Source organism: Halorussus sp. MSC15.2, from assembly GCF_010747475.1.
In the GTDB taxonomy this organism is placed as follows: Archaea; Halobacteriota; Halobacteria; order Halobacteriales; family Haladaptataceae; genus Halorussus.
Window position 1 is genome coordinate 123,797 of sequence record NZ_VSLZ01000003.1, and the last position, 19,498, is coordinate 143,294.

Annotated in this window: 19 protein-coding genes and 1 pseudogene; 10 read left to right on the forward strand and 10 right to left on the reverse strand. The window is 67.0% G+C overall.

The genetic code is table 11. The features are described 5' to 3' along the window. Positions 1-279 precede the first annotated feature (279 nt). Positions 280-696 (reverse strand): hypothetical protein, encoded by a 417-nt coding sequence (locus FXF75_RS11910; protein WP_163522111.1) that lies wholly within the window; start codon positions 694-696, stop codon positions 280-282. 366 nt (positions 697-1,062) lie between these two features. Here FXF75_RS11910 and dnaJ point away from each other — a divergent pair, with 366 nt between their 5' ends. The 4 genes and pseudogenes from dnaJ to FXF75_RS11930 all read left to right on the forward strand — a co-directional run. Continuing rightward, positions 1,063-2,229 (forward strand): molecular chaperone DnaJ, encoded by a 1,167-nt coding sequence (dnaJ, locus tag FXF75_RS11915; protein WP_163522112.1) that lies wholly within the window; start codon positions 1,063-1,065, stop codon positions 2,227-2,229. Positions 2,230-2,477: 248 nt separating this feature from the next. Beyond that, complete coding sequence (locus FXF75_RS11920; RefSeq protein ID WP_240334639.1) at positions 2,478-3,464, forward strand: CPBP family intramembrane glutamic endopeptidase; 987 nt, start codon at positions 2,478-2,480, stop codon at positions 3,462-3,464. 39 nt (positions 3,465-3,503) lie between these two features. After that, positions 3,504-4,388: a hypothetical protein gene (locus FXF75_RS11925; protein WP_163522113.1), complete on the forward strand. Its 885-nt coding sequence runs from the start codon at positions 3,504-3,506 to the stop codon at positions 4,386-4,388. A gap of 270 nt (positions 4,389-4,658) precedes the next feature. Next, positions 4,659-6,512, forward strand: a pseudogene (locus tag FXF75_RS11930) (AMP-binding protein); the annotation flags it as partial. A gap of 54 nt (positions 6,513-6,566) precedes the next feature. Here the strand turns inward: FXF75_RS11930 and FXF75_RS11935 are convergent. From FXF75_RS11935 to lonB, 5 genes are all read right to left on the reverse strand, one after another. After that, entirely contained in the window at positions 6,567-7,520 is a 954-nt protein-coding gene (locus tag FXF75_RS11935) for a mechanosensitive ion channel family protein (RefSeq protein WP_163522114.1), read from the reverse strand. Positions 7,521-7,584: 64 nt separating this feature from the next. Then, positions 7,585-8,364, reverse strand: coding sequence for an aldo/keto reductase (locus tag FXF75_RS11940; protein WP_163522115.1), 780 nt, complete (start codon positions 8,362-8,364; stop codon positions 7,585-7,587). After that, the gene (locus FXF75_RS11945; RefSeq protein WP_163522116.1) at positions 8,361-9,122 is read right to left on the reverse strand and encodes a hypothetical protein; all 762 of its coding nucleotides are present in this window, start codon (positions 9,120-9,122) and stop codon (positions 8,361-8,363) included. Before FXF75_RS11945 ends, FXF75_RS11940 begins: the two co-directional genes overlap by 4 nt. A 105-nt stretch (positions 9,123-9,227) precedes the next feature. Continuing rightward, on the reverse strand, positions 9,228-9,428 hold the full coding sequence (locus FXF75_RS11950; protein ID WP_163522117.1) for a hypothetical protein: 201 nt from the start codon (positions 9,426-9,428) through the stop codon (positions 9,228-9,230). A gap of 158 nt (positions 9,429-9,586) precedes the next feature. Continuing rightward, complete coding sequence (gene lonB / locus FXF75_RS11955) at positions 9,587-11,599, reverse strand: ATP-dependent protease LonB (RefSeq protein ID WP_163522118.1); 2,013 nt, start codon at positions 11,597-11,599, stop codon at positions 9,587-9,589. Positions 11,600-11,769: 170 nt separating this feature from the next. Here lonB and FXF75_RS11960 point away from each other — a divergent pair, with 170 nt between their 5' ends. From FXF75_RS11960 to FXF75_RS11970, 3 genes are all read left to right on the forward strand, one after another. Then, positions 11,770-12,288: a nicotinamide-nucleotide adenylyltransferase gene (locus FXF75_RS11960; protein WP_163522119.1), complete on the forward strand. Its 519-nt coding sequence runs from the start codon at positions 11,770-11,772 to the stop codon at positions 12,286-12,288. A 60-nt stretch (positions 12,289-12,348) separates the two neighbouring features. Next, entirely contained in the window at positions 12,349-12,924 is a 576-nt protein-coding gene (locus FXF75_RS11965; protein WP_163522120.1) for a diadenylate cyclase, read from the forward strand. A gap of 159 nt (positions 12,925-13,083) precedes the next feature. Further along, on the forward strand, positions 13,084-13,857 hold the full coding sequence (locus FXF75_RS11970) for an S-adenosyl-l-methionine hydroxide adenosyltransferase family protein (RefSeq protein ID WP_163522121.1): 774 nt from the start codon (positions 13,084-13,086) through the stop codon (positions 13,855-13,857). Positions 13,858-14,016: 159 nt separating this feature from the next. Here FXF75_RS11970 and FXF75_RS11975 read toward each other — a convergent pair whose 3' ends face one another. Together FXF75_RS11975 and pyrF are read right to left on the reverse strand one after the other, a co-directional pair. Next, entirely contained in the window at positions 14,017-14,289 is a 273-nt protein-coding gene (locus tag FXF75_RS11975; protein WP_163522122.1) for a hypothetical protein, read from the reverse strand. 31 nt (positions 14,290-14,320) lie between these two features. After that, positions 14,321-15,130 carry an orotidine-5'-phosphate decarboxylase gene (gene pyrF / locus FXF75_RS11980; RefSeq protein ID WP_163522123.1) on the reverse strand — a complete coding sequence of 270 codons (810 nt, stop codon included), beginning with the start codon at positions 15,128-15,130 and terminating at the stop codon, positions 14,321-14,323. Between the two features lie 140 nt (positions 15,131-15,270). Between pyrF and FXF75_RS11985 the strand changes: the two genes are divergently transcribed. Beyond that, positions 15,271-15,774 (forward strand): dual specificity protein phosphatase, encoded by a 504-nt coding sequence (locus FXF75_RS11985; RefSeq protein WP_309221805.1) that lies wholly within the window; start codon positions 15,271-15,273, stop codon positions 15,772-15,774. 1 nt (position 15,775) lies between these two features. Here the strand turns inward: FXF75_RS11985 and FXF75_RS11990 are convergent, their stop codons facing one another. Next, on the reverse strand, positions 15,776-15,988 hold the full coding sequence (locus FXF75_RS11990; RefSeq protein ID WP_163521992.1) for a hypothetical protein: 213 nt from the start codon (positions 15,986-15,988) through the stop codon (positions 15,776-15,778). A gap of 96 nt (positions 15,989-16,084) precedes the next feature. Between FXF75_RS11990 and FXF75_RS11995 the strand changes: the two genes are divergently transcribed. Both FXF75_RS11995 and FXF75_RS12000 read left to right on the forward strand, forming a co-directional pair. Further along, on the forward strand, positions 16,085-16,726 hold the full coding sequence (locus FXF75_RS11995) for a GHMP kinase (RefSeq protein WP_309221806.1): 642 nt from the start codon (positions 16,085-16,087) through the stop codon (positions 16,724-16,726). Between the two features lie 63 nt (positions 16,727-16,789). Further along, a complete protein-coding gene (locus FXF75_RS12000) occupies positions 16,790-17,881 on the forward strand; it encodes an SDR family oxidoreductase (protein ID WP_163522125.1) in 1,092 nt (363 codons plus the stop codon). 47 nt (positions 17,882-17,928) lie between these two features. On the opposite strand, the gene thsA is transcribed toward FXF75_RS12000, so the two are convergent. After that, positions 17,929-19,491: a thermosome subunit alpha gene (gene thsA / locus FXF75_RS12005; protein WP_163522643.1), complete on the reverse strand. Its 1,563-nt coding sequence runs from the start codon at positions 19,489-19,491 to the stop codon at positions 17,929-17,931. Positions 19,492-19,498 lie beyond the last annotated feature (7 nt).

The following is a 19,498-nucleotide window of genomic DNA, read 5'->3' on the forward strand; positions in this document are numbered from 1 at the left end:
GTCGGTACTGGCGTCAGTGGCGGAGACGCCGGCACTACCAGCAGTGACGAGACACAGTGCGAGTACGAGCGTGATAACGAGCCGTTTGACATTCATTGTCTACCACAAACTAGTTTATTTACCCAATATTGATAAATTTTATTCTCCCGAATCATGGACTGGCTCGGTCGAGCGGACAGACGCGAGGTTCGACCCAATGAGCGACGCACCGCGATTCGCTCGCTTCGCGTCGAGTTCGTAGGAACCCGGTCCCCGAGTACTCTCGGGGACGACACCGTTCTAACAGCAGACGCAACAGAAGTGACAGCCGTCGGGCTGACAGCACCCACAGCACGTCGTTCCGCTCGGACAGTCGTAGTGGTCGTCGGTCGTCGGGCCGTCGGTGTCGTTGACGGTGTAGAACCGCTCACCGCTTTCCGGGAACAGACCGACGTTCAGCACTTCCTCACCGTAATCGCGAACGAGCACGATTTCGGGCCGAACGGCGCCGTCGATTCGTCGGGCAGTGAACTTGACGCCGTCGAGGGTGTCGCCGGCGGTAGGGTCCTCTAGGTCCGCGAGGTCGAGGTCCGCGGCCGAGTGGCTGTCGAGGTACCCCTCGGCGGCGACTTCTGCCAGCAGGTCCTCGTGGTCGCGGAACGCGTCGCGGACTGCCTCCGGCGAGCGATACTGTGCGGTGACGGCGCGTTCTTGCATGCGGGAGACGTCGGTCGATGGGTCTCTCTCGCTCGCGCTACCGAGACCGGAGAACCCGACGACCGAACCGACGGCAGCAAGAACACCGCCGACGACGCTTCGGCGGGACGCCGAGGTTTCGGTCACGTTTCCGAACGTCGCACGTTCGAGCAGCGATTGCTTGCTCGGTGGAGTATCTGACGACATTGCGCGATACTTGTTAACCCCCCCACTCATTTATGATATGTGCCTAATTGTTTGTAATATATTGTAATCGCGGTGGCGGTGGACACGCCGCCGACGGTGGTCTCGTCGCCGACCGACAGAGTCGCTGTCGGTCCAACCCGCGTTTTTAAAGTGGGTCAGTCGCATATCAACGGATAACGAATGAGCGAGGATTTCTACGACGTACTCGGCGTGAGCAGAGACGCCGACGAAGACGAAATCAAGTCCGCCTACCGAGAGAAGGCGACGGAGTACCATCCCGACGTGAGCGACGACCCGAACGCCGAGGAGAAGTTCAAGAAGGTGAAGAAGGCCAAGGAAGTGCTGACCGACGAGGAGAAGCGCCAAGCCTACGACCAGATGGGTCACGAGCGCTTCGAACAGGCCGAGAAGCGCGGCGGTTTCGACGGCGGTGCTGGCGGCGCTGGCGGCATGGGCGGTCAAGGCCCGTTCGGCGGCGGTGCCGGAGGCGGTATGGGCGGCGGCATGGGCGACATCTTCGAACAGTTCTTCGGCGGCGGCGGTCGCGGCCGCCAGTCCAACCGACCCCAGAAGGGGCAGGACCTCCGGACGCGCCTGACCATCGACCTCGAAGACGCCTACGAGGGCGTCCAGAAGCAGGTCAGCGTCCGCCGCCCCGAACGGTGTGACGAGTGCGACGGCGAGGGTCACCCGCCGGACACCGACTCGCACACCTGTCAGGAGTGTAACGGCCGCGGACAGGTCACGCAGGTCCAGCAGACCCCGCTCGGCCGCGTCCAGCAGACCCAGACCTGCCGCCACTGCGGCGGCGAGGGCGAAATCTACGCCGAGACGTGTTCGACCTGCGGCGGCGACGGCACGGTCCGGAAAGAGGCCACGCTGTCGGTCGAAGTCCCGGCGGGTATCCAGTCGGGCCAGAGCCTCCAGATGGAAGGTGAGGGTGCGCCCGGCCCGAACGGCGGGCCGAACGGCGACCTGCTCATCGAGGTCGAAGTCGAGGACCATCCCGACTTCGAGCGCGACGGCGACGACCTCCACCGGCAGGAACCCATCTCGTTCCCGCAGGCGACGTTCGGCGACACCGTCGAGGTTCCGACGCTGGACGGGACCGTCGAGATGGACGTGCCCGCCGGAACCCAGAGCGGCGAGACATTCCGCCTGAAGGACAAAGGCATGCCGCGTCTGCGGCGTCGGGGTCAGGGCGACCTCTACGTGCAGGTGCAGGTCGTGACGCCCTCCGACCTCAATCAGGAGCAGAAGGAGGCGCTGGAGCAGTTCGCCGAGGCCGGTGGCGAGGAGGTCAGCGTGGACGAAGGTTTCTTCGAGAAGATAAAGAACAGTTTCTGAGACCGCGCTCTTTCGAGAGCGTTCGACCGTAGTTCCGGTGCTGCGAGTCGAGTTCCGTTGCCGAGTGGTGTAGATTACTCACGCTCCGGACAGCGGCCGATGTGTCGTACCGCCGGGATTTTATACCGAGCGGCGGGGCCGACCGGTACCGTGTCCGAATCGAACAGTTCGCCTCTGGCGGTGTTTCCGGAGGTCCGACCCTCCGACAGACCACCGATTTTTGTCCCCGGACTTCGTACGTCCGACCGATGCCGCCAGCGCCGAAGTACCCGTCGTTCGCCGCCGTCACGATGTTCGTCCTCGGACTGCTCATCGTCCTCGCTCGGGCCTCGCAGGCGATGTTCGAGGACCCCGAAGCGGCCGACGAGCGACCCGCAACCGACGAGGCGGAGTCCCGCGTTCCCGCGACCGGCGCGGCCCGCATCGAGCGCCACGCCGACACCGGGAAGGGACGACACGAACGCCGAATCCTCGACGACGACGAGTCGAACCCGTGGAGCGACGAGACCGGTCGGCGCACCGAGGAGTCGCCGTGGGGCGAGAACCGGGCCGAGACCGACGCCCGGCGAGCGCGGGACCCGACGACCGAACCGTCTGTACCCGAGCAGCAGGCGGGCGGCGCGGAGGAGGACCTGAACTTCTCGACCGGCGCGCTACTGACCAACGTCGCGTTCAGTCAGGGACTGCTCGGCGCGGCAATCGTCGCCGCGGCGTGGCTCGCCGACGTCCCCCTCGCCGCGCTCGGCGTACGCCTCGGCGACCCGTGGAGCGTCGGTCTCCCCGCCGTCGGGGTCGGGGCGGCGGTCGGCGTCGCGCTGTACGCCGCCAACGAACTGAGTACGACGCTCGCGGACGCCGCGGGCATCGAGTACTCCGAGGGTCTCAGGGAGGCGCTCGCGCCCGACACGCTCGGCGGGTGGGCGGTGCTGCTCGTGGTCGTCCTCCCCGTTATCGCGGGCTTCGAGGAACTGCTGTTCCGCGCGGCGCTCGTCGGCGCGTTCGCCACGGGGTTCGGACTCTCGCCGTGGTTGCTCGCGGCGTTCTCGACGGTGGCGTTCGCCGTCGGTCACGGCGCGCAGGGACCCGGCGGGGTCGCGGTCACCGGCCTGCTCGGGTTCGCGCTGGCGGCCGCGTTCGTCCTCACGGGGAGTCTACTGGTCGTCGTCGTCGCCCACTACCTCGTGAACGCGCTGGAGTTCGTCGTCCACGAAGGTCTCGGAGTCGAGTGGACGTGAGAACAACTTTACCATTTCCGAGAGTAACTCGAATCGACAGTGAACTCCGACCCGTCCACACACGACACGAGCGTCCCCGCCGACGAATCCCCGGAGAACTCCGGGAGAGACGGGTTCTTCGGCTTCGTAGTCGGTCTCTACGCCGCGGCGTTGGTTACACCGGCGGTTCTCGTCGGGGTCGCGCTGTGGGCGACGACCGAACCCGGCGTCATGTTCTTCGTCCTCCTCGGCACCGCCGTCGTCGTCGCCGGGGCGGTCGGACGAGTCGCTCGTCGGGAGTCGCTGGCCGTCCGTCTCGGGGCGACGCGCTGGGTGTGGGCCGCGATAGTCGTCCCCCTCGCGTACGTGTCGTTGCCGCTCGTCGCAGACCTCGCCGGTAACACCCTCCCCGACCCGGTGGGTTCCGTCGCGATACTCGCGGCGATGTTCGGACTCGTCGGCGGCATCGGTCTCGTCGCGGCGTCGCACAACCGACACGCGAAAGCGGTCCTCCGCGACGCTCCGGCGGCAGTCGAGTTCGAAGCCCGCGCCCCGGAGCGCGACAGAGCGCGCGCGAAGCGGGCCGCGGGCGGCCTGTTCGTCGCTGGGACGCTCGGTTTCGTCGCCGGAATACACCTCGACCTCGACCCGCTGCGTTGGCTGTTCCAGATACTCGTCCCGACGGCGGCGGGACTCTACGGCGCGACGAACGAGCGTGAGGTTCGGGTCTCGGAGGTGGGACTGGTAACGGGGAGTCCGGTCCACAAGCGGTTGCGCCCGTGGTCGGCCTACGAGAGCTACGACGTGACCGAGACGGCCATCGTCGTCCGGCGTGCGGGGTGGTCCCCGTGGGGGGTCCGGGACGTACGCCGGGACCCCGACGACGTGGACGACCCCGAAGCGGTCGCGGCGGCGCTGGACCGATTCCTCCCGTTGCGGGAGTAGGTCCGGCGATAGTTCCGCTCGGGCGCGAACAGACGCCCGGCGCTGCCGCGAGGAAGCAAACTACTTTGCGGACCCCCGCAACATTTGCCACACGGAGGACACCATGGATACGCTCGAAGACGTGGACGAGGTCGTCCACGAACCCAGCGAGGAGTTCGTGGAATCGACAAACGTCTACCAGTTCATGCAGGAGTACGGCATCGAGGACTACGACGAGTTGATAGACCGGACCACCACCGAGATGTCGGGGGTCGAGGAGTCCGGCGTGGAGTGGTTCTGGGACGAGATGGTCGAGTACCTCGGCATCGACTTCTACGAGGACTACGACAGCGTCCGCGACAACAGCGAAGGGCCGGAGTTCTCGGAGTGGTACCCCGGCGGCGAACTCAACGTCGCGCACAACGTGGTAGACCGCCACGCCGCGCCGGACAGCGAGACCCGGAACAAGGTCGCCTGCCTCTGGGAGGGCGAGGACGGCGAGGTCCGGGAGATTACCTTCCACGAACTCCACCGCCAGTCCAACAAGGTTGCCAACGCGCTCGAAGAGCGCGGCGTCGGGACGGGCGACACGGTCGGTCTCTACATGCCGATGGTTCCCGAGGTCATCTCCATCCTCTACGGCGCGTTCAAGGTCGGCGCTATCGCGGTGCCCATCTTCTCCGGGTTCGGCGTGGACGCCACCGCGACCCGCATCGAGGACCCCGAGTGTTCGGTGCTGTTCACCGCGGACGGCTTCTACCGGCGCGGCAGCGAGGTGTCCCTGAAGGGCACCGCAGACGAGGCCATCGAACAGGCGGGCCACGTCGAGCACACCGTCGTCTACGATAGATTCGGAACGCGCGAGCGGGGCGACGACGCCGAGACCGACGTCCCGTGGAACGACGACCGCGACGAGTGGTGGGACGAGGCGGTCGAGACCCAGTCCGACGAGTACGAGACGAAGTCGCTGGGGTCGAGCGACGAGTCGATGTTGCTCTACTCCTCGGGGACCACCGGCAAGCCGAAAGGCATCGTCCACACCCACGCCGGGGCCCTGATGCAGGCCGCCAAGGAGATTTACTTCGGCTTCGACCACAAGCCCGCCGACCGGTTCTTCTGGGTGTCGGACATCGGGTGGATGATGGGACCGTGGACGCTCGTCGGCAACCACGCCTTCGGCGGCACCGTCTTCATGTACGAGGGCGCGCCGACCACCCCGAACCCGACCGCTTCTGGGAGATGATAGACCGCCACGGCATCTCGACGTTCGGTATCTCGCCCACGGCGATTCGCGCGCTCCGAAAGTACGGCGACGAACACGTCGAGAAGCACGACCTCTCGACGCTCCGTCTTCTGGGTTCGACGGGCGAACCGTGGGACCCCGAGAGTTGGCAGTGGTTCTACGAGAAGGTCGGCGGGGGCCGAGCGCCCATCATCAACATCTCGGGCGGTACCGAAATCATGGGCTGTTTCCTGATGCCGATGCCCATCCAATCGCTCAAGCCCTGCACGCTCGGCGGGCCGGGCCTCGGCATGGACATCGACATCGTGAACTCGCAGGGCGAGTCCATCGCCGACACCCACGAGCGCGGCTTCCTCGTGGCCCGCGACTCCTGTCCGTCGATGACCAAGAGCCTCTGGTCGGGCGACGAGCGCTACCTCGAGGAGTACTGGTCGAGTTTCGAGGACCCGCCGCTGTGGGACCACGGCGACTGGGCGCAGAAGGACGAGGACGGCTTCTGGTTCCTCCACGGCCGCGCCGACGACGCCATCAACGTGGCGGGCCGGAAGGTCGGTCCCGCGGAGGTCGAGGGCGCACTCATGGACCACGACACCGTCAATCAGGCCGCCGCGGTCGGCGTCCCGGACGACACCACCGGACATGCTGTGGTCGCCTACGTCATCCTCGAAGACGGCGTCGAGGCGAGCGACGACCTCCGCGAGGACCTCCGCGAGCAGGTCGGCGACGAACTCGGCAAGCCCTTCCGCCCGCGGGAGGTCCTGTTCGTCGAGGAGTTCCCTAAGACCCAGTCGGGCAAAATCATTCGGCGGGCCATCGAGGCCACCTACACCGGCGAGGACTTGGGCGACATGTCCTCCATCGAGAACCCCGACGCGCTGGACGAACTCGAAGCGGCGGAGTGACCGCCCGCGAGCCGACTCCCGGTCGATTCTTCGCGCTGTCCGACCGGAAACGGACTACCGATTCCGACTGACGGGGAAGTCCACTCTGTCGGGGTGGTCGTTCAGCGACGACAGGATTCGGTCGTACAGTTCGTTCCGGACCTGCGTGCCGCGCTTGGGATGGACCAGATACCGCAGTCGCAGGTCCACCCACGACTCCTCCTGCCGGACGTTCACCGTCGGCCCGTCCCGGACTTCGAGTTCCACCGGCGTCTCGTCGAGTCGCTCGCGGTAGCGTCGAATCCGCGACCGCATCTCCTCGCCGAGCAACGCCTCGGCCTCCCGTTCCATCACGGCCTTGGTGAACGCGAGGTCCGTCTCGTAGGCGACCTGCACGCCCAGTTCGTTCCAGACGTACGGGAACTCCTCCCACGAGTAGTTGTAGACGTGCGAGGAGAGCACGACGCTGTTCGGGAGCGTGATGGTCCGACCCGACGGCTGGTGGGAGGAGACCAGTTCGCCGTTTATCTCCCAGAGCGTCGTCACGAAGAAGTCCACGTCCACCACGTCGCCCTTCGACCCCTCGATGGCGACCCGGTCACCGACGTGGTACGGGCGCTTGACGACGATGTAGAACCACCCGATGAGCGAGAACAGCGGTTGCTGGAGCGCGAACGTGACCGCGAAGCCGACGACGCCCAGCGAGAACAGCACGCCGACCCACTGGGCGGTCAGGACGCCGAAGATGGCGACCGCCGTGACGGCGACGAAGACGAGTCGCAACACGTTTCGCGCGTCGTGTCGGCGGCGCTTGCTGGTCGTTCGCTCCACGACCGCCTCGAACGTGAGGCCGTAGACGCCGTAGGCGGCGGTGACGATGGCTCCGACGAGCAGGGCCTTCGTCAGCACGTCCACGACGGGCAGTCCGGAGACGGTGAGAGGAGCGAAATCTAACTCGGCGACGACGCCCGCCGCGAGCGCGAGAACGACGGCCGAGAGCAGGGAGAGACGCTCGACGGAGCGGAGCATGGTGGCCGACTCGGACGACGGCGGTAAAACTCTTCGCAAGTCGCTCGTGGGGAACCGGGCGCGTTCACTCGAACAGCTTCTTCTCGCGGTCTATCGACTCGACTTTCGCCACGTCCTCGGCGTCGAGTTCGAGGTCCAGCGCCGCGAGGTTCTCTCTGAGGTGGTCGTCGCTGGCCGACCGCGGAATCGGGACGATGTTGTCCTTCTCCGCGAGCCACGCCAGACTGACCTGCGCGGGCGTCGCGTCGTGCTTCTCGGCGACGTCCCGAATCTCGGGAAGGTCGAACACCTCGCCCTGCGCCAGCGGCGAGTACGCCACGAGCGCGTAGTCGTGACGCTGGGCGTCGGCGAGCAGGTCCGCCTGCTGGTAGAGGGGGTGCATCTCCACCTGATTCGCCGCGAGCGGCGCGTCGAGAATCTCGCGGGCCTCGGCGACCTGTTCGGCGTCGAAGTTGCTCACGCCCACGGCGCGGACCCGGCCCTCGTCGCGGAGTCGGTCGAACGCCGACAGCGTCTCCTCGGGGTCGTAGGTGTCGACGGGTCGGTGGACGTAGAGCAAATCCACGTACCCGACGCCGAGTCGGTCGAGACTCTCGCGCGTGCTGGCGAGCACGTCGTCGTGCGCGAGGCTTTCGGCCCACACCTTCGTCGCCAGCGAGAGGTCCGCGCGCTCGACGGGGGCGCGCTCGACCCCGCGACCCACGACGCGCTCGTTCTCGTATATCTGGGCGGTGTCGAGGTGTCGATACCCCGTCTCGATTGCCGAGGCGATTCGCTCGGCGTCCTCGATACCCATCGTCCCGAGTCCGATTCTCGGCTCCGGTCGGAGCAGTTCGTCGCTCATACTCCGACCTTCGCGCCGGGGTAGTTAGTCCAACCGAACGTCGGCGGGACGACGACGCCACCCTCCTCGGGCGCGCCGCCCTGCGCGACGGCGAAGTCGCCCGTCGCGTCGTCGTCCGGGAGGAGAACCACCGCGCCAGCGAGCAGGGGCGCGACCACGCCCGCGACCGCTGTCCCGGCGACCGAGAACGGAGCGCGAACCGCCACCTCGTCGCCGGGCGCGAGTTCCCAGTCGTCGGCGACCCTGCGGGCCGCCGCGAGGACCTCGGCGTGCGAGAGGGCGTTGTCACCGGCGACGATAGCGACCGTCTCCGGGTCGATGGGCGTCTCGGGGAACGCGGGGTTCTCGCTCCACACGTCGCGCTCGAAGTGCGCGACCGAGGGGTCGTCGGGCGGCCCGCCGTAGGCGACCCGCTGCGTTCCCGGCGGCACGTCGTAGTCGCCGATTTCGTCGCGAGGTGCGACGACGAGGCGAGCGTCGAAGTCATCGTCCCCGACAGAAGCGTCGGTCGTGCCGAACCGCGTCTTCGCACCCAACAGCGCCGCGCCGAGAAACGAGAAGACGGTCTCGGGGGCGGGGGCGTCCGCGACCGCCACGGTCGCCCCCTCGTGGACCCCGCGCCTGCGCCAGTAGTTGCCGGTCTTCCACGCCGTGTTGCAGAATCGGCGGTAGTCGTAGTGGCGGTTCCCTCGGGGCGCGACGAGCGCGGGGTCGTCGGACCGCCGGTCCCGAGCCACGATGTCGCCGAGTGCGTCCATGTTCGAGGGGTTAGACCAGTACGCGAAAAGGGATGTCGGTTCGACGGGACGTCCGGGAGAGGTTCGACTTCGGACGGCCGTCAGGCGATTCCGGTGCTCGACTCGTCACTCCGCGACGCTGGCCTCGTCCTCGAACTCGATTTCGGTGTCGGTGCCGCCCGCGGACAGCAACGACCGCACCGCAATCGACCCGCCGGTTACGACGCCGACCCGCGTAGCGACCCGTTCGCCGCCCAGTTTGCGCACGAGCAGCGTCACGACGGCGAACACGACCAGCCCCTTCAGGAGGCTCTTCTTGAGTGCCATATCAGTACGAAAGACAGGTCGCGTCCAAGATATGTTTGTCGCTTCCGAGGGCGGGCGACGAACCTCGGAACCGCCGTGGCGCTCACCGCCGGATACCGAACCACGGCTGTCGCTCCGAGCGAGTCGCGATAATCGAAAGAAGAGGAACCAGTACGGCGTTACTGGGGACTCGGACTGCCGGTGCCCGAGCGACCGACGTCGTGTTCGAGCGCGGAGCCGGTGATGTTCTTGAGGCGGTCCACGAGACCGTCCTTCTCGGGTTCGCCCGCGAGCGCCACGTCGAGGACCTCGCTGATGTGGGAGACGGGGATAATCTCTATCTGCTCCTCGTACTCCTCCTCTATCATCACGTCGTCCTCGTTGGCCGCGGGGATGATGACGCGGTCGAGTCCGGCCTTCGCGGCGGCCTCTATCTTGTGCGTGACGCCGCCGACCGGGAGCACGTCGCCCCGGACCGACAGCGACCCGGTCATGGCGAGGTCCTGCGCGACCGGGATGTCCTCCAGCGCCGAGATGACGGCCGTGGCGACCGTGATGGACGCCGAGTCGCCGTCGACGCCCTGCTGTCCGGCCTGCACGAACTGGATGTGAACGTCGCGTTCGGTGATGTCCTCGTCGCTGAACTTCTTGATGATGGCCGAGACGTTCTGAACCGCCTCCTGAGCCATCTCCTTGAGTTGACCGGTGGCGATGACTTCGCCCGGTCCCTGCGAGGGGGTCACCTCGGCCATCACGGGCAGGACGATACCGGAGTCCTGCCCCATCACGGCGAGACCGTTGACCCGGCCCACGACCTCACCCTTGCTGACGGTGAGTTCGTAGTCCTTGCGGCGTTCGATGTAGTCGTCGGCGACCTGTTGCTCGATGGACCGACTCCGGCGCTTGGCCTGCAGCACGTCCTCGCGACCGGTGTAGTCCTTGTTCGCGGCGCGGGCGATGTCGCCCGCCACGCGGACGAGTCCGCCGAGGTCCCGGAGCTTCAGCGTGAGGTGGTCCTTGCGGCCCGACCGGCGCTGGGCTTCGAGGATGACCTCCTCGACCGCCTCCTCGTTGAAGTGGGGCAGGCGGCCGTCCTTCTCGACTTCCTGAGCGATGAACCGGGTGTACTTCCGGCGCATCTCCGGGGTGTCGTCGATGGTGTCGTCCATGTACACCTCGTACCCGTACCCCTTGATGCGCGACCGGAGCGCCGGGTGCATGTTCTCCATCGCGTCCATGTTCCCCGCGGCAATCATGATGAAGTCGCAGGGGACGGGTTCGGTCTGGACCATCGCGCCCGAGGAGCGCTCGGACTGGCCCGTGATGGAGAACTCGCCCTCCTGAATCGCGGTCATCAGCTTCTGCTGGGACCGGATGTCGAGGGTGTTAATCTCGTCCACGAACAGCACGCCCTTGTTTGCCTTGTGGATGGCCCCCGCCTCGACGCGGTCGTGGCTCGGGGTCTCCATCCCGCCGGACTGGAAGGGGTCGTGGCGCACGTCGCCCAGCAGAGCACCCGCGTGGGCACCCGTGGCGTCCTCGAACGGCGCGGCCGACTGGTCGGCGTGGTTGACCAGCAGGTTCGGAATCATCGCGTCGTTCCCTCGCGACCCGTAGCGGAAGGCGAGGTAGATGACGCCGGCCGCGAGGATACCCAGCAGCGGCCGGGTAGCGATGAGCAGCGAGTAACCCACCACGATGGCGATGATGACCCACATGAGGAACGACCGCATCTGGTTGCGCTTGCGGGCTTCCTCTTTGTGTGCGTCGATTATCTGTTCACCCTTCCCGGCCGGAACGGTCCGAACTTTGGGTTCGTTACCGTCGTCGGGGTTGTGGTAGACGAGAACGTCCTGAAGGTCCTCCTTCGGCAGGAGTTCGCTCATCGCCTTCGCCAGCATCGACTTGCCCGTCCCGGGCGTCCCAATCATCATCACGTGGCGGCGCTGCTTGGCCGCCTTCTGGACCACGTCACGAGCGTGGTCCTGCCCGATGACCTGGTCCACCAGTCGGTCTGGAATCTCGATTTCGTCGGTACTCTCGATCTCCAGTCCGCCGAGCAGATCGTCCTCGACCGCGGCCTCGTCTTCGACGTCGGGTTCGACGTCGCTCCCGAGGTCCTCGAATCCCGAGTCTTGTTGCTCGGTCGTCTGCTCCGGCGACGGAGCTTCGTTATCGGTGTCCTTACTCATAGAGCTGTCCTGTGCGTATCTGGAATGAGGGCTGGAGAACTGATATACTTTCTCCCTCGATTCGCCAGCAGAGGCCACGCCGAATCCGTAGAGAGAGCCGCCGAGAAGTTCGTTTCCGCCGTACGCTCCGTCTCGCCACCCTTATAAAACCTCACGGCGCAACGATAGGTATGACTCGCGGGTTCTACATCGGTCGCTTCCAGCCGTACCACAACGGCCACCACAACGTGGTCCAGAGCATCGCCGAGGAAGTAGACGAGTTGGTGCTGGGTATCGGGAGTGCAGGCGACTCCCACAGCCAACACGACCCGTTCACCGCCGGCGAGCGAATCATGATGATTACCAAGTCGCTCGTGGACTCGGACCTCGTGACCTACGCCGTGCCCATCGAGGACTTGGACCGGAACTCGGTCTGGGTCAGCCACGTCCAGAGCATGAGTCCCGACTTCGACGTGGCGTACTCGAACAACCCGCTCGTCATCCAACTCTTCGAAGAGGCGGGCGTCGAGGTGCGCCAGTCGCCGATGTACAACCGCGACGTGCTGGAGGGCACGGAAGTCCGCGACCGGATGATAGAAGGCGGCGACTGGGAGAAGTTGGTTCCGGACGCCGTGGTCGAAGTCGTGGAGGAGACCGGCGGCTTGGAGCGGATTCAGCGCGTGAGCGACTCGGACAGTAACGGCGAGTAAGCGAGCGGTACGCGTTTCGACGGGCACGCCGATTATGCGTGTTCGTCCGATAGACGCTACATGGACTACGGCGACCTCCGAATCGAGTACGAGTCACACTCCAACGTTCGAGAACTGCTCGACTGTCTCGTCTTCGCGCTCGAAGGTATCAGTCTGGAGTTCGAGAAGTGGGACACACGGCACGTGAAAGGCCCCGGTCTCTACGTCGCCGTCGTGACCGGGCCGACAGTCGCCGAGTTCGCCGACCCGATGGGGAACAACCACTGGCCGGTGGACCGGTGTCGGACCGTCTGCGGTAGGCTGGATTGCTTCTACGAAACCGCATGCGACGTCGCCCGAACCCGGGACGGGGCCGTCGTCGTCAGCGTCGACGACGTGATTCAGCGCCAGATGGTGCGGTTCCGGGACCTGCAATCCGACCGTTCCGACACGCCGAGCGCGGAAATCGCCGACTACGAGGACTGGATGGGGGCGCGTCACATGAGCGCGCTCGACACGTCGGCGCGCCCGAACGTCGTCTCGACGCTGACGCTGAGCGAGGAGACCGGGCGCGTGACGGTCTTCCAGCGCGGGACCTTCGAGACGCACACCCGGGCGGAACTCGGCGGCGAGTGGAACGCCAGAACCAATCAGTGAGCCACAGTTCGACGGCGGTGACCCCGTCGCACGCTCGGACGTGATGGTAGGAGTCCGCAGCACCGCTGTCGAACGAACCGAGAGAACCGTCTTCTACCTGCGCGTTTCGAAGGCCGGTGTTCCAATCGCTTTTACTGAACCGACACTGAACTGCCAGATATGATAACCCTCACATCGGACTTCGGAACGCCCTACCCCGCCGCGATGAAGGGGGTAATGCTACAGCGAACCGACGCGCGACTGGTTGACGTCGGCCACGACTTCCCCCGGCAGGACGTGCGGACCGCGGCGTTCTGGCTCCGTGAGGTCCTCCCGTACTTCCCGCCCGCGGTTCACCTCGTCGTCGTTGACCCCGGCGTCGGCACCGAGCGCGCGGCGCTCGCGGTCCGGGCGGGCGACCACGCGCTCGTGGGACCGGACAACGGCGTCCTGCTCCCGGCGGCCCGCGAACTCGCGGCACGCGCCGAGAGCGACGACGCCGAGGTCGAACTCTTCGAGGTGGAGTACGACGACGCCGACACCGAGAGTACGACGTTCCACGGACGCGACGTATTCGCGCCCGCAGCGGCAGAAATCCACGAGGCGGGCGTCGCGGAGTTCCACGAGCGCGACGACATCGTTCCCACCGACGAGTACGACGACCTCCGGTTCCCCGACCCCGAACTCGACGGCGAAACCGCGGTCGGCGAGATTCTCGTCGTGGACGGGTTCGGCAACGCCGTCACCAACCTCCCCGGCGAACTGCTCGACGGCCGGACGGAGGTGACCGCGAACGGCGATTCCGCGCCCGTGGCGCGGGCCTACGCCGAAGTCGGGGTGGGCGAACGTCTCGTCACTGTCGGCAGTCACGGGAACGTCGAACTGGCGGTCAACCGCGGCCGAGGCGACGAGGCGTTCGGCGTCTCGGTCGGCGACGAAGTGCGAATCGAATGACGAGGCCCGGAGTTCCGTCTCGGCGAGGTATCCGCACCGCTCCATCGATTCGGACTCGTAGAAATCGAGCGCGGCGTCGTTGCCCTCCCTGACCGCGAGCGCGGCCAGAAGGACGTTTCGACAGTTCGTGACTCGCCCGTCGTCCGCGTTGGTCGTCGGTCAGACTTGTTCGCTCACCTCGTCGTCGTACCGGGACGCGACGCTGACGAGGGTGAAGAGGACCGCGAGCGTGCTGGCGGTCACGAGCATGCCGAACGTGGCCATCGACAGCGGCGTCATGCCGAACGAGACCACGCCGAACAGGTCCATCGTCACGGCGCGCTCCTGACCGGACGCGCCGACGACCGCGCCGATACCGCCTGCCACGAGGACGACGACGACCGCCACCGCGGCGAAGATGGGGCGACTGGAGATACGGGACTCTGTGCTCACGGTCGGTCGTTCGGACTCACGTCGATTAGGGTTATCGGTACTCGTTCAGGCGCTCCTTCAGGTCCCGTGCGGCCGCCTCGGCGGCCTCGTCGAAGGCCGCCTCGGAGTCCTCCCCGGCGAAGATGATGCCCCGCGTGGAGTTGACCAGTCCCGCGCCGTTCGCCGCGGTGGCGTGCGTCGCGGCGGCCTCGACGTCGCCGCCCTGCGCGCCGACGCCGGGGACGAGAAACGGGAGGTCGGGCACGCGCTCGCGGACCGAGCGGAGTTCGTCGGGGGTGGTCGCGCCCACGACGAGACCCACGTTCCCGTTTCCGGTCGCGCTCCACTCGCTGGCGAGGTCGGCCACGCGCTCGTAGACGAGGTCGCCGTCGGCGAGTTCGAGTTCCTGCACGTCCGCGCCGCCGGGGTTCGAGGTCCGACAGAGGAGGAAACAGCCTGCCTCCTCGCGGTCGAGGAACGGCGCGAGCGCGTCCCGACCGAGGAAGGGGTTGAGCGTGATGGCGTCCACCGAGTCCAGCACTTTCGCGTACTGTCGAGATGTGTTGCCGATGTCGGCGCGCTTGGCGTCGAGCAGGACCGGAACCCCGGCGTCGCGGGCGTGTTCGACCGTCTTCTCCAGCGCCCGCCACCCGTCGGCGTCCTCGTAGAACGCGGCGTTGGGCTTGAACACCGCAGCGTGGTCGGCGGTCGCGTCGATGATTCGGCGGTTGAACTCCCAGCGCGGCAGGTCGGCGTCGCGGACCTCGTCGGGCAGGCGGTCGGTGTCGGGGTCCAGTCCCACCGACACGATGCTGTCGATTTCGGCGATTCGGTCGGCGAGTCGGTCGAAGAACGCGGTCATTGGTCTGAGTTCTAGAGGAGCGGATACAAATGTTGCTACTCGTCAGTCGTCCGCCGGAGCGGGGCGTCGAAACCCCATGGCAGTCCATTCGCATGAAGCCATTGTGTAGTTTTAATATCGGTGAGACGTTCTACCCGGAGGTGGAACCGGACGAGACAGTCAATTGCCACGAGGAGGGGGAAGCGTTGGCAGTCGTTCGACCCAAGGGATACGTCGAGGACGGTCCCGTGGTTCGACGAATCGGCGGCCGTAATCTGTATCTCGGAAATACGTTCGCGGCCCATCCCGAAGGCCACGACCGGTCGTTCGAGTTCGTGTTATCGGCCACCGACGAGGAGTGCCCGCTGACCACTCACCATCGCCCCCTAATCGACGGTCGCGGAAACGATTGGTCTGCGTTCGCAGCGGCCGTCGATACCGCTCGGACCCTCTACCGCCGGGACGGCTCTGTGTTGATTCACTGCAAGGCCGGAATCTCGCGGAGTAGCACGCTGATTGCGACCACACTCGCCGCCGAGGAGAATCGGCCGTTCCGCGACGCACTCGGTATCGTTCAGGAGGCCCGACCTGCCGCGATGCCCAACCCTGCCCTCCACGAGGCAGCGATTGTGTATCTCGCCGCAGAACCGCAGGTCGATAGCTAAGCTATCCCGTACGGTTGAGTGAACTCTCGTTACCGTGGTAACCGTCCCGGTACAGGTCCGCGTCGGCGAACCGCTCGGCCATCGACGCGTCCCGAGGGTTCAAAAGGGATTCCGACCTATCTCCGGCCATGAGAGCGTTCGCCCCCGGAAGCGTCACCGCCGTCTTCGCGCCCGCCGAGACCGCCGACCGGTCGAAGGGCGCGAGCGTGGCCATCGCGGACGGCGTCCTCGCGGACGTGACCCACGCCGACCGACGAGACGCCGACGGACCGGACTCCGACGAACCGAATGGCGGCGAGTCGTCGTCACCGTGGACGGTGAACCGACCGATTTCGAACCCGTGGAACTGGCGCTCCGTGAACTCGGCGTCGCGGCCCGCGTGGACCTCACCCCGGAGGTGCCTATCGGCCGCGGGTTCGGCGCGAGCGGGGCCGCCACCCTCGCCACCGCCATCGCCGCGAACGCGGAGTTCGGACTGGGCCGCTCCCGCGACGAACTGGTCGAAGTCGCCCATCGCGCGGAGGTCGAGGCCGGGACCGGTCTCGGCGACGTGTTCGTCCAGAACCGCGGCGGTCTGGTCGTCGGCGACGGCGGCGACCCCCGGAAGTACGACCGCGAGACCCCCATCGAGTACGCCAGTTTCGGTCCCATCGCCACCGAGGAGGCGCTGGCCGACGACGACCTGATGGCCACCGTCGCGCGGGAGGGGTCGGCCACCCTCGACGCGCTCCCCGACGACCCCTCGCTGGCGCGTCTGACCCGCGACGCGTGGGACTTCGCCGAGACCATCGGCCTGCCGACCGCGGAAGTTCGCGAGGCGGTCGAAGCGGTCGAAGCGGCGGGCGGGGCCGCGAGCATGGCGATGGTCGGCGAAACGGTGTTCGCCGTGGGCGCGGCGGGTGTCCTGCCGAACCGGACCGAGGTCTGCCCGGAGGGGGCGCAACTGCGCTGAGCGCTTACGGGGACAGCCACCGAGATTAAGCGTCTCGTCGTCCTCGTAGGAGGCTCGAGAGCAATGAGTGTGAATCTGAAACCCGTCGAGGAGCAGGTGATGGTTATCACCGGCGCGTCCTCGGGCATCGGCCTGACGACCGCCCGAATGGCCGCCGACCGCGGGGCGCGGGTGGTCCTCGCGGCGCGGAGCGAGGACGCACTGCGGGAGTTGACCGACGAAATCACCCGGAGCGGCGGCGAGGCGACCTACGTCGTCGCCGACGTGCGCGACCGCGACGACGTGCGCGAAATCGCACGAGTGGCGCGCGAGACCTACGGTGGCTTCGACACGTGGGTCAACGTCGCGGGCGCGTTCCTCTACGGTAAACTGGCGGACACGCCGGTCGAGGACATGCGCGAGCAGTTCGAGACCAACGTCTGGGGACTGCTGTACGGGTCGCTGGAGGCCGCCGACCACCTGAAAGAACGCGGGGGCGCGATACTCAACGTCGGGAGCGTCGCGTCCGACCGCGCGCTTCCGCTTCAGGGGAGTTACTCGGCGTCCAAGCACGCCGTCGAGGGGTTCACCGACGCCCTGCGGATGGAACTGGAGCAGGAGAACGCCCCGGTGTCGGTGACACTGGTCAAACCGGCATCCATCGACACGCCGTACCCGGACCACGCGAAGAACTACATGGACGAGGAGGCGACGCTCCCGCCGCCCATCTACTCGCCGGAGACGGTGGCGCGGGCGATTCTCGACGCCGCGGAGCGCCCCCAGCGAGACGTGTACGTCGGCGGGGGTGCCAAGGGGATGGCGGCGCTGGGCTACTACGCGTCGGGCCTCTTGGACACCGTCATGGAGAAACTGTTCGTCCCGATGCAGAAGAAGGAGACCCCTGCGCGCACGGACGGGCTGAACAACATCGATGCGCCGACCGGCGACCTCGAAGAGCGCGGCGACGTGGACCGCCACGTCTCGGAGACGAGCGCGTACACCGCGGCCTCTCAGCGTCGGAGTCTGACCGGCGTCGCGCTCGCGGGTCTCGGGGCGGTCGGTCTGGCGCTGTACGCGCGTTACAGGTCGAGACGTGACGGCGACACGAGACGTGGTGACGCCGAGGAGACGGACGAGCGACGGACCGTCGAGACGGCACCGCGGACTCGGCGATAGAACGAGGATACCGCGGTCGAGGGAACGAAAAAGATTGCAGTCGAGGCCTACTCGGCGGCGATGACGTCGTCGATGCGGGCTATCATGGTCGCGGCCTCGGTCGCCGACTCGACCGCCTCGCGCTTGACCGCGACGGGGTCGAGGACGCCCGCTTCGACTGGGTCGCCGACTTCACCGTGTTCGCCCTCGGCGATGATTCCGGCGCGACCCTCCTCGTCCTCGTTCCCGGCGCGGAGGTCCACCAGACCGTCGATGGGGTCCATGCCGGTGTTCTCCGCGAGCGTCCGCGGGAGCACGTCCACCGCGTCGGCGAACGCCTCGACAGCGAGCTGTCTGCGGCCTTCGACGCCCGCGGACTCCTCGCGGACGCGATTGGCGACGGCGATTTCGGTCGCGCCCGCGCCCGGCACGACGCCGCCGGTGTCGAGCGCCGCGGTCACCACGTCGAGGGCGTCCTCCAGCGCGCGGTCGAGTTCGTCCACCACGTGGTCGGTCCCGCCCCGGATGAGCATCGTGACCGCTTCGGCGGCCGCGCCGCCCTCCACGAACGCGAGGTCGTCGTCGCCGAACGTCCGGACGCGGACCGTCTCGGCCTCGCCGAGGTCCGCGTCCTCGATGTCCGCGACCTTCGAGGTCCGACCCGCGCCGGTGGCGGAGGCGATGGCCTTCGCCTCGTCGTCGTCCACGTTCTCGAACGCGAGGATGCCCGCGTCGGCGAGGTACGCTCCGGCGCGGTCCTCGATGGAGTCGGTCGAGAAGACCACGTCCACGCCCGCTCCGGAGAGCGCGTCGGCGTACTCCCGCAGTTCGCGGTCCTCGGCGTCCATGGCGGCGGTCAACTGGTCGACGCTCTCGACGTTGTACTCGGCGTCTATCTCGGTCTCGCGCACGCCGAACTTCTCGTCCACGACCGCAATCGTGGCGTCTTCGACTTCGCCGGGCATGTTCGCGTGGACCGCCTCGGCGTCGCTGATGACGCCCTCCACGAGTTCGGTCGCCGACGACGACGCGCCGGTCTGAGTGTGGACGCGGACGTTGTCGCGGACGACGCCCTCGTCGCCTTCGACGTGGCGGACCGCCCGTACGACGGCGTCGGCCAGTTTCTCCGTGGTCACGTCGCCGGTCCCCTTACCGGTCATGCTGGACTCGGCCACGTCCCGCAACAGGTCGTCGTCGAGTTCGTCGTCGAGGACCAGACCGTCGATGGCCTCCACGGCGATGTCGCGGGCCTGCGCGTACCCCTCGACTATCGTGGTCGGGTGGACGTCGTCGTCGAGCAAGTCTTCGGCCTTCGAGAGCAGTTCGCCCGCGAGTACCGCCGCCGTCGTCGTGCCGTCACCCACCTCGTCCTCCTGTGCCTCCGCGACTTCGACTATCATCTGGGCCGCGGGGTGTTCGATGTCCATCGTACTCAGGATGGTCGCGCCGTCGTTCGTGATGGTGACGTCGCCGGTGTCTGTCACCAGCATCTTGTCCATCCCGCGAGGCCCGAGCGTGGTTCGCACCGCCTCGCTGACCGCCTTTCCGGCGGAGATGTTCGACGACTGCGCGTCTCTCCCTTGCGTTCGCTCGGTGTCCTCCGCGAGGACGAACATCGGTCTGCCGCCCATGCGTCGC

Bases quoted from the DNA above. Each gene is read 5' to 3' on its own strand.
- FXF75_RS11910 (WP_163522111.1), bottom strand. From the start codon at position 696: ATGCAAGAACGCGCCGTCACCGCACAGTATCGCTCGCCGGAGGCAGTC.
- dnaJ (WP_163522112.1), top strand. From the start codon at position 1,063: ATGAGCGAGGATTTCTACGACGTACTCGGCGTGAGCAGAGACGCCGAC.
- FXF75_RS11920 (WP_240334639.1), top strand. From the start codon at position 2,478: ATGCCGCCAGCGCCGAAGTACCCGTCGTTCGCCGCCGTCACGATGTTC.
- FXF75_RS11935 (WP_163522114.1), bottom strand. From the start codon at position 7,520: ATGCTCCGCTCCGTCGAGCGTCTCTCCCTGCTCTCGGCCGTCGTTCTC.
- FXF75_RS11940 (WP_163522115.1), bottom strand. From the start codon at position 8,364: ATGAGCGACGAACTGCTCCGACCGGAGCCGAGAATCGGACTCGGGACG.
- FXF75_RS11945 (WP_163522116.1), bottom strand. From the start codon at position 9,122: ATGGACGCACTCGGCGACATCGTGGCTCGGGACCGGCGGTCCGACGAC.
- FXF75_RS11950 (WP_163522117.1), bottom strand. From the start codon at position 9,428: ATGGCACTCAAGAAGAGCCTCCTGAAGGGGCTGGTCGTGTTCGCCGTC.
- lonB (WP_163522118.1), bottom strand. From the start codon at position 11,599: ATGAGTAAGGACACCGATAACGAAGCTCCGTCGCCGGAGCAGACGACC.
- FXF75_RS11960 (WP_163522119.1), top strand. From the start codon at position 11,770: ATGACTCGCGGGTTCTACATCGGTCGCTTCCAGCCGTACCACAACGGC.
- FXF75_RS11965 (WP_163522120.1), top strand. From the start codon at position 12,349: ATGGACTACGGCGACCTCCGAATCGAGTACGAGTCACACTCCAACGTT.
- FXF75_RS11970 (WP_163522121.1), top strand. From the start codon at position 13,084: ATGATAACCCTCACATCGGACTTCGGAACGCCCTACCCCGCCGCGATG.
- pyrF (WP_163522123.1), bottom strand. From the start codon at position 15,130: ATGACCGCGTTCTTCGACCGACTCGCCGACCGAATCGCCGAAATCGAC.
- FXF75_RS11990 (WP_163521992.1), bottom strand. From the start codon at position 15,988: ATGGCCACGCTCGCGCCCTTCGACCGGTCGGCGGTCTCGGCGGGCGCG.
- FXF75_RS12000 (WP_163522125.1), top strand. From the start codon at position 16,790: ATGAGTGTGAATCTGAAACCCGTCGAGGAGCAGGTGATGGTTATCACC.
- thsA (WP_163522643.1), bottom strand. From the start codon at position 19,491: ATGGGCGGCAGACCGATGTTCGTCCTCGCGGAGGACACCGAGCGAACG.